A 12,447-nucleotide genomic window follows, 5' to 3' on the forward strand; every position below is an offset into this window, starting at 1 on the left:
GTTCGCTTGTGGTGAGAACTCATTTAAAGCTCATACTTTTTCTTCTTGCGCACCAGCTGTGTCTGGCTAATTCCAATAGCTTTAGCAACTTTTCTGGTCGACCCGTACTTTTCACAGGCATGCTTGATAATGTTTTTTTCAAAGTTGTCTACCATCTTCTCCAAATCCATCACCTTTCCAGTCTCCTCCTGCATAGAAGCAAAGTCCAAGCTGCTGGTTTCAAAGACCTCCGCGTGAAGTTCTCGCATGACATCAAGAAGGGTAATCTGCTCTCCTTTTGCCGAAATCATCAGCCTCTGCACCATGTTTTCCAGTTCCCTGATATTACCCGGCCACTCGCACTGTTTCAGATATTCCACAGCATCGTCGTCTATCTTTCTTTGAATTTCAAACTTATCACTATATTTTTTAAGAAAATGGTTCACCAAAGCCGGAATGTCTCCGGAACGTTCCCTCAGATTTGGCACTTTAAGGCGCACTACGTTGAGTCTGTAGTAAAGGTCCCGACGAAAGCGCTGTTCTTCTATCATATCCTCAAGATCCCGGTTGGTCGCCGACAGAATTCTCACATTGGTCTTAATTGGCGTAGTGCCACCGACCCTGAAAAACTCACCATCCTGAATGACACGAAGCAGCTTTGCCTGCATGTCCGCCTGCAGTTCGCCGATCTCATCCAGAAAAATATCCCCATTATCCGCAAGCTCAAAAAAGCCTTTTTTCCCCGCAGCGTTAGCGCCAGTAAAGGCCCCTTTCTCGTATCCAAAGAATTCAGATTCTATCAGGGTTGGGGAAATTGATGCGCAGTTCACTTTGATAAAGGGCTGCATCTTCCGGTTACTGTTTTTGTGAATGATATTGGCAACTTTTTCTTTACCAACGCCGGTATCTCCTGTAATCAGCACGTTACAGTCGTATTTTGAAACGGTCAGAATCTCGTCCAAAACGCTTGCCATGGCTCTGCTTTCACATACAAAATCCTCCAGCAAAGTCTGTCTCATCCCGGAGACCTCCATTAGACGTGTCTGCCTGTTAATCGGATAGGATGGGTCGTCGTCCACACTTCTGTCCGTAGTTTCAGCCTTTTCGATATACGGCACCAAATCCTTGACAATTTCAATATCGAATTCATCATAAGCCTCCAAATAGCCGTCAGCACATCTGATATCTAGCTGTCTGGAGATAGATTCCGTGATATAAAGGGCGATATTATAATTGTTAATCAGGTTCGCAAATACAACAGTTCCACCGCTTTTTGTAGCAAGAATATTGATTGTTTCCGCTCCCGGAATGTCCGCACAGTTAATAGATAAATCAAATAGCGAATCCGCCTGCAGACCGGAAAGACACTCCATCGGCTTTAAAATATCCACATAATGAACTTTAGTAAATACTTTTGCAATCAAATCGTCAATGGACTTTCCACACAGCACTGCGTCGGTTTTTTTGTCCAGTAAACACACAACCTCTGCATCTTCGCGCGCCACTTTACGTACCGCATAGCCAAAGAGCAAATTAGACAAAAGATTGTTTCCTACGATAAGAAATTTTCGTTTGCCAACCGCCGTATTACTGATTCTGTAAAGGGTTCCCGACTCATTAAATGCAAAAAGCAGCAGGTTAATCGGAATCCCTACAGGTCTTCGAACCAGCGGTACTTCATCATATAAAATAGCGTAGCCTTCTACCTCTATTTGCCCAAAAGCTTTATCTATAGACAGAATTTTATCTATATAGATTGGCACCGATGCCAAAGATGCATTGCAGACAACCTCTTCCCCGGGCACAAAATTTTTTTTGTTGTCGTATTCAGGTCCAATTTCTGACACTGTACCATACACCAGTCCGCCTGTATCCGTCACTGGATTGTGCAGCTTGCCACGTCTGATTACAATGTCCATTATTTTCTGCTTGATTCGCTGGTCGTTGTCATTGGCTTCCAGACAAATTTGTTTAAAGCTGGTTCCCTCTATATGAATTCGCTTAATATCCACCCTAATTTCTGCCGGCGACAGCTTACGTCCGTTGTCAAGTCGCCATGCCGAAGTCGGCAAAACATGCTGTGGCTCCAATACACGATTGGTTCCATAATTATGGGTCATTTTCGATTCACTCCTTTTTCATGCGAACCCATTTCGGTTCATTTCCTTTGTAATTTCAATAATAACCCATTGGCACATAATTTGCAATTATTATTTACAGATAATCTTTTTGGTTATATAATAAAAGTAACTTTTTTACATGATAAGGAGAATTAAAATGGAAGAGAAAATCACATCATTAATCAGAGTCAGAATGTCCGCTAAAGATGCTCACTACGGTGGAGAGCTGGTTGACGGCGCACATATGGTTCACCTGTTCGGCGATGTTGCTACTGAACTGTTAATCAAGCTAGACGGAGATGAAGGTCTGTTCTGCGCTTACGACAACGTAGAATTCTTAGCTCCTACTTACGCTGGAGACTACATCGAAGCTTACGGCGAAATCACTAAAATCGGAAACACTTCCAGAAAGATGACTTTCGAAGCAAGAAAAGTTATCGTTTCCAGAAAAGACATCAACGCTTCCGCTGCTGATTTCTTAGAAGAACCAATCGTAGTTGCAAGAGCTACTGGTACTTGCGTAACTCCGAAAGATTTCAAGAGAAAATAAGTTTTTTGCAAAAACTTCCCCTTGCCATTCTGTTGGCGAGGGTTTTCTTTTGCACTTTTACCGGAAAGTAAGAAGGTGCAAAGCATACCATAGTTCGGCTAGCGCAAACAATGTACTGCATCACAATCCCGTTCCCACTTGTAAGGAGAACGCCCCAACTTTACAAGTCGGGGCGTTTAGGAAAATGTTTATTAGAATTATTATCTAGCATGATAATGGGTGTGGAGCAGGTGGTGTGCCTTCTCACTGCCCGGCTTCTCCAGATAAGTCTTATACAGTTCCTTGATGACAGGATTCTTGTGAGACTTTCTTACGAAGCTTTCGTGATCGCTCTTGTACAGCGCTTTTGCTCTCTCCGCGCCTAAATCCATCCAGTTGCGAACAGAAGAAGGCTGCTGCGGCTGACCGCCGCCGTTGACACATCCGCCCGGACAAGCCATGACTTCTACAAAATCAAAATGCTCACCCGCCTGGATTCTTTCCATCAAAGCCCTCGCATTGCCAAGACCATGAGCTGCGGCCGCTTTAATCGTTACATCGCCAATCTGCAGCTCTACTTCTTTAATTCCTTTTTCTTTTCCGCGTACATCCATGTAATCGATAGAATCAGAACTTTCACCCGTGATAATATCTGCAACAGTACGCAGCGCTGCTTCCATGACACCACCAGTCGCGCCGAAAATCGTGGCAGCGCCGGTAGAAACGCCCAGCGGATTGTCAAAATCGCCGTCAGGCAGTGCCGGGAAGTCAATACCGAATGCCTGAATAGCTTTCGCTAGTTCTCTAGTGGTTAAAACTAAATCTACATCAGGATAGCCTGTTGCTGCAAGTTCTTCTCGCTGTGCCTCAAATTTCTTCGCCGTACAAGGCATAATAGAAACAACTGCAATATTAGCAGGATCAATACCAGCCTTCTCCGCATAATAAGATTTGATCATCGCACCAAGCATTTCGTGCGGAGATTTGCAGGAAGAAAGATGATCCAACATATCCGGGAAGAAATGCTCGCAGAACTTAATCCAGCCCGGTGAGCAAGAAGTAATCAATGGCAGTTTTCCGCCGTTCTGCAGACGATTGAGAAGTTCGGTGCCTTCTTCCATAATCGTAAGGTCAGCGCCAGTATCCGTATCAAACACTTTATCAAACCCGATCATGCGCAGTGCAGTTACCATCTTTCCTGTTACATCTATGCCCAGCGGCATATCAAATTCTTCACCGAGAGCCGCTCTAACAGCTGGCGCAGTCTGAACCACGACATGCTTTGTCGAATCTTTCATAATCTCCCAAAGTTCGTCAAGGCTGGAATGCTCCTGCAGCGCACCGGTTGGGCAAACGTTAATGCACTGTCCACAGTTGACACATTTAGATTCGTCAATCGGACGATTGAATGTTGTGCTAACAACCGTGCCGAAACCTCTGTTGATGACATCAATTGCGCCAACCGTCTGTACATTGTGGCAGACACTGATACATCTTCTACATAAAATACACCGATTCGGGTCACGCATGATGGAAATCCCGTTGTCGATATCCATAACCTGATTGGCCGTCACCACTTCCTGATTCTTTGCATAATTGGCAAACTCTGTATCCATCGTATTGGCCAGCGTTTTCAGTTCGCATCCCGTAGAACCTCTATTGCAGCTCTGGCACATAGCAGGATGATTGGACAGAATCAACTCCAAATTCTTTTTTCTAAAGTTGAGAATGTCCGGCGTATGGGTTTTGACCACCATACCCTCCGCAACCTTCTGCACGCAGGAAGCCTGCCAGTTCTTTGCACCTTCCACTTCGACAAGGCACATACGGCAACAACCGATTTCGCAGACGTCCTTCAAAAAACACAAGGTAGGAATTTTGATGTTGACCTGTTTTGCCGCCTGTAATATCGTGTAATCCTCTGGCACATTGACATCCATGCCATCTATGGTTAATTGTACTCTTTTCTTATTCTTCATCACTTCGCCCTCCAGTTTATGCGTTCTTCATGATAGCCTTAAACGGACATTTTTCCATGCAGACGCCGCATTTGAGACATTTTTCATTGTCGATGACGTAAGGTGTTGTCTTGCTGCCAGAAATACACTGCGCAGGACAATTTCTCGCGCAAAGACCACAATGCTTACAAAGTTCATCATGCACCACGAACCGCAGCATCGATACGCATACGCCAGCCGGACATTTTTTGTCTACCACGTGGGCTTCATACTCATCGCGGAAATATTTCAGCGTAGACAGTACCGGGTTCGGCGCCGTCTGACCCAGACCGCAAAGTGCACCCTTCTTGATGTTTTTCGCCAGATATTCCAGTTCGTCCAGATCTTCCAACGTACCTTTTCCATCGGTAATCTTCGTCAGAATTTCCAGCATTCTCTTCGTACCGATCCGGCATGGAGGACATTTTCCGCAGGATTCGTCTACGGTAAATTCCAGATAGAATTTTGCGATATCCACCATACAGGTATCCTCGTCCATGACGATCATACCGCCGGAACCCATCATGGACTGCAGCTCGATCAGAGAGTCATAGTCGATTGGGCTATCAAGGAATTCTGCCGGAATACAGCCACCGGAAGGTCCACCGGTCTGCACTGCCTTAAATTTCTTTCCGTTTGGAATGCCGCCGCCGATTTCGTAAATGATTTCACGCAGCGTCGTACCCATCGGGACTTCTACAAGTCCTGTATTGTTGATCTTTCCGCCAAGGGCAAAGACTTTGGTGCCGTGGGATTTCTCCGTACCGATGCCGGCAAACCAATCTGCGCCTTTGATGATAATCTGCGGAATATTAGAAAGCGTTTCCACGTTATTGATAATGGTCGGCTTTGCAAAGAGACCTTCTACTGCCGGGAATGGCGGTTTCAGTCTTGGTTCGCCGCGGTTTCCTTCGATGGAAGTCAAAAGCGCAGTTTCTTCACCACATACAAAAGCGCCAGCACCCAATCTGATATCTAAATCGAATTTAAATTTCAGACCCAGTACATTATCTCCTAAAAGACCATATTCTCTCGCCTGCTCGATGGCAAGGGCCAGTCTCTGTACTGCAATTGGATATTCCGCACGAACATATACATAGCCCTGGGACGCGCCGATGGCATATCCTGCAATTGCCATTGCTTCAATGACGGCATGGGGATCGCCTTCCAGAACAGATCTGTCCATAAACGCGCCCGGGTCGCCCTCGTCAGCGTTACATACCACGTACTTTTCTTTTTCTTGCTGGTCAGCAGCAAACTGCCACTTGACGCCAGTCGGAAAACCGCCGCCGCCTCTGCCGCGCAGCCCTGCGTCTTTCATCGTCTTGATGACGTCTTCCGGCTCCATCTCTGTCAGCACCTTTGCCAACGCTTCATATCCGCCGTAAGCGATATATTCGTCGATGTTTTCTGGATCGATTCTGCCGCAGTTTCTCAGAGAAATACGCATCTGCTTAGAAAAGAAATCAAGTTCATTTTCTGATTTCAAACGTTCTACGACTCTGCCATTTTTGATGTGAGCTTCCCAGATTTCGTTGATGTCATCCGGCGTTACGTTGGTGTACATGACGTTTTCCGGATAAACCATCAAAATCGGACCCTCCGCACAAAGACCAAAACATCCCGTCTGCACGATATGCACACGATCATGCAGCCCGTCTCTGTCCATCAGTTCATTGAGTTTTTCCCGATTTTTAATTGCGCCTGATGAAGTACAGCCTGTACCGCAGCAGGTCATTATGTAAATTCTGTTATCATCGTTTCCGATTCTGTTGCCAAAAGACTGCAGTGTTGTATCTTTAATCTTCTGGATATCTTTGATTGTCTTAACCATCGTTTCCTCCCGTTATTCCATAAACTCATACTGATTCATGATTTCGTCTACCTGTTCCGGGGTCAGTCTTCCGTAAACCTCATCGTTGATGGTGACGACAGGCGCCAGACCGCAAGCGCCAATACACCGGCAGGAATCCAGGGAGAATTTACCGTCCGGCGTACATTCTCCAACATCAATGGAAAGCCGTTCCAGGAATTTTCCCAAAATGTCTCCAGCACCTTTTACGTAACACGCCGTTCCCATACAGACATTAATTTTGTATTTTCCCTTCTTTTTCAGGGAAAATTGGGAATAAAATGTTACGACGCCGTAAACCTTCGCCATGGAAACGCCCAGCCCATCAGCAATCCGTTCCTGCACCTCATACGGCAGATAGCCAAAGACCTCCTGCGCCTCATGGAGGATTGGAATCAGCGCGCCTCGCTCATCTTTATGCTTTTCGATGATTTCGTCAAGCTGCGCAAACTTTGCAGTCATTTCTTTGCAGTTACACATGTTTTTCTCCTTCGAAAATGATAGATATAGATATAGATATAATTCCATAAGATGGCAACCACCCGTTAAATTTTTAACCCGAATTGGTTAATTTTTTAACCTTTACCATCGTTTTCATTTTATAACAAATTTTCTGATTTGTCAACTTTTCGTCAGATAAAAAATAAAAGATTTTATGACATTAAAGTAAGATTTGTGAATTTACCACAAAATCCAAATGTATATGCAACGAATTTTATGGGTTTTATCATAACAAAAAACGCAGCACGCCGAACCTGCCGTTCGGCGTGCTGCATCAATTCTCTACAAAACTGCTGCCTATGTTCAATAAACAAATTGTATCAAGTCTATTACTTTTCCACCTGAGATATATACGTACACCACTTGATTTCCACTTCTGTAAACCCACTCTTTAATGCCGTAGTAAGTCGCTTTGCTGACAGGCTTCCCCCAAGTTGTCAAGAGCGCCTGCTTACTGGTCATGCCGACATATAATTTATTCCCAAAATACACCATATCGCTATAAGAATCCAATTTCTGCCCGCGCGAATTATATAACGATGCACTTATTTTTGTGCCAGCAGCATGGGTGCCGATATATACCTTAGTCTTCAGCAATTTCTTCGATTGATTAATTTTTTTCTTATATGTCTTTCCACCAATCTTTATTTTTATCATATCGCCTGCAGAAACATTTGAACACTCCACATACGCATATTTTGATGATTTATATACATATTTATAAATCTCAAGATTGGCAGACTTTCTTTTTTTCACCGTCTTTGTGATACTGGTACTGCTTCCGTAATCATTTGTTACAGTAATCTTGATTTTCTTTCCAAATTTCTGCTTCGGAATTTTCAATTCAAATTCACCGCTTCGTTTATCAGCAACAGTTTTGTAGGTTTTGCCATCTAACACTGTCTTTACCGTTGCGCCCAGCGCTGCTTCGCCGACAATCGTACTCGTTTTATCGTAGATATTATTGACCTTAATATAAACTTCTGCATTTTCAACAGTTCCTTCTGTTGTAATTACCTTTCCGGAATCATCTTCCGCCGTGATAATTATCTTTTCGCCCAACTTTTGCTGCGGATAAGGGGCATCCAGCGCAACAGTAATTTCATCATCAATAATTTTACACGGGTATGTTTCGCCGCCTACCGTAACTGTTGCTTTTACAATTTTCTCATCGGGGAGTTTACTGATAAATGCCCCCATTCCTTTTCTTTCTGCAATAACAAGAAAGAACTCCGTACTGCTCTGCCCCACATTGACAGTTACAGTCGTAGATACCTCACCAAAAGTTTTCGAGCCGACTGTCTTTACAGTAATAATGGCAGTCCCCGGCGCCTTTGCCCGAATCACTCCGTCGGCGTCTACTGTCGCTACAGCAGGATTATCCGACGTATAAGAAAAGCCTGTACCATCTCCCGAAGCCTTCGCCTTTATTTGCACCGGATCACTTTTCGGAAACAAATCAAATGTATTTTCTTTAATTGTGATTTCCTGTTCTTTCGGTGCAATTTCAAAGTATCTGGTAATAGTGCCGTGAAATTTGCCTCTCCCTATAATATCTACTCGAGCCGTACCAACTTCTATATTATTAGAGTATTTAAGAACATAATCACTAAGCTCGCTCAATTTCTTTCCTTGATAAGTTACAATGATTGGCTCGGCATTTTGGCGCTTACCGTTATAAACTTTTTTAGGTTCGTATTGCACTTCAGCTTTTGCGATGTTGATACGTGTCTCATAACGATAATTCACTTTTCCAGAAAATCCTCCGATACCGCGAATTTCAATATAGCCACAGGTTTCTTCATCAGTATAATTACCAACAGTATAGTCTTTTCCTTCTTCTAAAAGCATTTTCCCATAGGTAATGGTAAATTGCGGCCGCTCTCCCTTTTCTGTGAATTCCGGAAAGTTAAACTTGCAATAAGTTCCGATTGATCTCGGGTAAATGTCTAGCTCACTACGCAGTTCTCCACAGTAATCATTAATTCCTTTAGCAATAACCTCCATTTTGCCCGGCATCACATTGTTTCTATACTCCAGTGTATAATCAACACCTTCCGTCAATCTGTGATTCGCCACCCATACTTCTACTTTGTTCGCAATCAGCTCTTCCCCTGTATACGTAAAAGTCGATGGATCTGTACGCATAAATGAATCCCTGGATATATCTATTTTCTGCACTTCTTCCTGTCCGGGGGACTGTGTCTCATCCCCTGCATCTTCTGCAAAAATACCCGCAGGGAAACTGCAAAGCAGCATCATCAAAGATAATACAATCACAATGGCTCGTTTCATTTCATTCTTCCTTTCTTTCGTTGTGTCTTATTACTTATTATTATATTCCAGCCAATCACATCTGTAAAGCCCCCACTGTTTTTTATAGAAAATACTCAATAAATGAAAAGGGATTGTCACTCAAGTAGCCACATGATATAATACAATTAAAAAGACGATTAATTATTATAAATATGGAGGAATCAACATGATGAAAAAGAAAATCTTTGTAATTTTTCTTTCACTTGCACTGATTGTTGCATGCATTCCAGGTAATATGCTCCTATCTTATGCTGATTTTAGTCCTGCCTACGATTACGATTACGATGATGATGAATTAGGTGGCGACGATTACGAAATCGAATTTATTGACGCAACCGAAGAAAAAGGACAGTTATTTGTTTATTGGGTACCTAAGCACGGATTCAACGAGTACGATGTACTCCACTACGAGGTTTCTGTCAAATATCCTGAAAGCGATGAGTTTGTATTTCTTAAAAAAATTGCCAGTGATGACGAAGAATATCAGTACTGGGTCCCAGTTGAGGTTGAAGACGAATATGGCGATGATGAAGACGGATGGGCAGAAATGGATGCTTACGGATTTGACTTTCCAGTTACCAAAAGAGGGTATTACGAATTCAGAGTCCGCGCCTGCTACAGGGACGACTGGGAAGAAGGAGAATTCTACACAGAGTGGGTCACCGGCGGCGGTCTATACCTGAATATGAAAAAGCCCGTCGTAAAAACGAAAACTTTAAGTTCTACAGAAGTACTTCTATCTTGGGATCCTGTTGAGGGCGCATCCGATTATATCGTTTACCGCGCAAAGAGCTTAAAAGGTAAATATTACGAAATGGGAACTGTGAATGAATTTTTTCCTGGAGAGGAAGTCTCCACATACTGGATTGACGAAGGTCTTCCTAACAGAACATACTATTACTATGTAGTACCCGCTGCAAAGTATGTCGGATTTTTGCACCATGGAACTCCTTCCAAAACGGTAACAGGAACCACTGGCGTCTTAAAATCTAAAATCAGCAGCATCTCTTCTTCCGCAAAGAAAGTGACCATTCGCTGGAAGAAGGACGTGACTGCCAGCGGCTATGAAATTTACAGATCTACCAGCCCATCCAGTGGCTACAAAAAAATAGCCACCATCAAGAGTAGTTCCAAAACTAGCTATACAGATACCAAAAAAGCCCCTGGAAAAAAATATTACTATAAAGTGCGCGCGTATAAGATAATCGATGGCAAAAAAATAACAGGACCTTACAGCAATCGAAAATCTATTACCGTTAAAAAATAAATAGGTCTTATCGCGGAGTGCACCGAAAATTTCGGCGCACTCTGTTGCGATTACAGACAAAAACTCGTTTTATGCTGCTTGCGCTGGCCACCTTCACACTTTTGTCTCCAAAGGCCGCGTAAAAATGCCAAAACGGCTGAAATCTTTTCAGCCGCCCCGGCATTTTTCATAGCGTTCTACATTTTATTTCTCGTTATGCAAAAGCTTATGCTCTCTTCCTTTCAAGATACCATCATACAGGCTCAGTGCCACCGGGTTCTGATCTGATGACTTAATCTGGGAACGGCTGTCAAAACGATAAAGTCCCGCCTGTCTTGCCGCACTGTTGGTAGTTTCCTGACCGTTAGAAACCGGCTGACCGCCGCCGTTTACACAACCGCCAGGACAAGTCATAACCTCAATAAAGTCATACTTCACATTGCCTGCTTCCATCTCATCAAGAATCTTGCTTGCATTACCAAGACCATTTATGATAGCAATTCTTACATCCTTGCCATCAAGGCTCACCGTTGCTTCCTTAATAGCGTCATTGCCGCGAACACCAGAGAACTTGATTTCATCCAGTTCTTCCGGTCTGCTGCTCTTTGTCAGATAACGAAGCACCGCTTCTGTTACCCCTCCTGTGTTTCCGAAGATTGCTCCTGCACCAGAGGACATTCCAAACGGCATATCGAGAGCTTCCGGTGTGATTTCAGCCATGTTGATACCAGTGGATTTAATCATGCTGGCAATCTCGGTTGTAGTCAGAACGTAATCCACATTCTGTTCGCCATCGGTAAAATGTTCCGGACGGATAATTTCACCTTTCTTCGCAGTACAAGGCATGATAGAAACCACAACAGTTCTTCTGGAATCCTCCGCCTTCTTCATTCTTGCCTCTTCCTTAATCAGCGCCCCAAACATCTGCTGCGGAGAGCGACAGGTAGAAATATGTTTTGCAAACTGCGGATATTTGTCCTCACAGAACTTCACCCATGCCGGACAGCAAGAAGTGAATAACGGCAGATTTTCGCCGGATTTCAGTCGCTCTACAAGCTCTCCTGCTTCTTCGATGACCGTCAGGTCAGCACCAAAATCTGTATCGTAAACCTCTTCAAAGCCGATATAACGCATTGCAGCTGCCAGATGTCCCAGCGCATTGACGCCTTTTTCCATGCCAAAAGCTTCACCAACTGCCACACGAACTGCCGGCGCAATCTGTGCAACAACGCGTACATTCTTGTCCTCCAATAACTGCCAAACTGGTTCTGTATCAGACTTAATGGTGATTGCGCCGGTCGGACAAACCACGCGGCACTGTCCGCAGCCAACACAATTGGTTTCGTTTAAATCTCGCATAAACGGTGTTGTCATCAGCATGTTGGAGCCTCTGTTTGTGAAACCCAGAACACCGACTCCCTCTACTTCGTGGCACATACGCACGCAGTCACCGCAGAGAATACACTTATTTGCATCCCGCACAACACAAGGAGATGTGGTATCCATCGGATACTGCTCTCTATAATTCTCAAAACGAATGTCAGTTACGCCCAGACGGTTTGCCAGATTCTGCAGATCGCAGACACCGTTTGCAGCACAGGTTGTGCAGTCTCTGCAGTGAGCAGCAAGCAACAGCTCGATGACCATCTTTCTGTGGTGCTGAATTTTACGGGTATGTGTAAAAATTTTCATGCCATCTCTGGGTCTTTCGGAACAAGAAGCAAAGACTTTTCCCTTGTCATCCTCCACTACACACAGACGACAGGCGCCGTGGGTAGAAAGCTCGGAGTGATAACAGAAAGTAGGGATGTCAATGCCTGCGTTACGAATGACCGTCAGGACATTTTTTTCATCTGTAAATTCTACTTTTCTATTGTTGATTGTCATAAATCCCATGATTTTTCTTC

8 protein-coding genes are annotated in these 12,447 nt (G+C 44.0%); 2 read left to right on the forward strand and 6 right to left on the reverse strand.

The window, feature by feature from the left end; all coding sequences use genetic code 11:
• Positions 1–23 precede the first annotated feature (23 nt).
• A complete protein-coding gene (locus V1225_RS14340) occupies positions 24–2,099 on the reverse strand; it encodes a sigma-54 dependent transcriptional regulator (protein WP_161908069.1) in 2,076 nt (691 codons plus the stop codon).
• Between the two features lie 157 nt (positions 2,100–2,256).
• On the opposite strand from V1225_RS14340, the gene V1225_RS14345 reads away from it, so the two are divergent.
• The gene (locus V1225_RS14345; protein WP_160202136.1) at positions 2,257–2,649 is read left to right on the forward strand and encodes a hotdog fold domain-containing protein; all 393 of its coding nucleotides are present in this window, start codon (positions 2,257–2,259) and stop codon (positions 2,647–2,649) included.
• Positions 2,650–2,849: 200 nt separating this feature from the next.
• Here V1225_RS14345 and V1225_RS14350 read toward each other — a convergent pair whose 3' ends face one another.
• The 4 genes from V1225_RS14350 to V1225_RS14365 all read right to left on the reverse strand — a co-directional run bounded on the left by V1225_RS14350 (position 2,850) and on the right by V1225_RS14365 (position 9,273).
• On the reverse strand, positions 2,850–4,607 hold the full coding sequence (locus tag V1225_RS14350) for an NADH-dependent [FeFe] hydrogenase, group A6 (RefSeq protein WP_338547010.1): 1,758 nt from the start codon (positions 4,605–4,607) through the stop codon (positions 2,850–2,852).
• Positions 4,608–4,623: 16 nt separating this feature from the next.
• Positions 4,624–6,363, reverse strand: a complete 1,740-nt coding sequence (gene nuoF / locus V1225_RS14355; RefSeq protein ID WP_243151062.1) for an NADH-quinone oxidoreductase subunit NuoF — start codon at positions 6,361–6,363, stop codon at positions 4,624–4,626.
• 108 nt (positions 6,364–6,471) lie between these two features.
• Positions 6,472–6,957, reverse strand: a complete 486-nt coding sequence (locus tag V1225_RS14360) for an NAD(P)H-dependent oxidoreductase subunit E (RefSeq protein WP_160202133.1) — start codon at positions 6,955–6,957, stop codon at positions 6,472–6,474.
• A gap of 324 nt (positions 6,958–7,281) precedes the next feature.
• Positions 7,282–9,273 (reverse strand): Ig-like domain-containing protein, encoded by a 1,992-nt coding sequence (locus tag V1225_RS14365; RefSeq protein WP_160202132.1) that lies wholly within the window; start codon positions 9,271–9,273, stop codon positions 7,282–7,284.
• A gap of 187 nt (positions 9,274–9,460) precedes the next feature.
• On the opposite strand from V1225_RS14365, the gene V1225_RS14370 reads away from it, so the two are divergent.
• Positions 9,461–10,561 (forward strand): hypothetical protein, encoded by a 1,101-nt coding sequence (locus tag V1225_RS14370; protein ID WP_251615324.1) that lies wholly within the window; start codon positions 9,461–9,463, stop codon positions 10,559–10,561.
• 183 nt (positions 10,562–10,744) lie between these two features.
• Here the strand turns inward: V1225_RS14370 and V1225_RS14375 are convergent, their stop codons facing one another.
• The gene (locus V1225_RS14375; protein WP_251631091.1) at positions 10,745–12,436 is read right to left on the reverse strand and encodes a [FeFe] hydrogenase, group A; all 1,692 of its coding nucleotides are present in this window, start codon (positions 12,434–12,436) and stop codon (positions 10,745–10,747) included.
• Positions 12,437–12,447 lie beyond the last annotated feature (11 nt).

Origin of the sequence: Emergencia sp. JLR.KK010 (assembly GCF_037018265.1) — a bacterium.
In the GTDB taxonomy this organism is placed as follows: Bacteria; Bacillota; Clostridia; order Peptostreptococcales; family Anaerovoracaceae; genus Senimuribacter; species Senimuribacter intestinalis.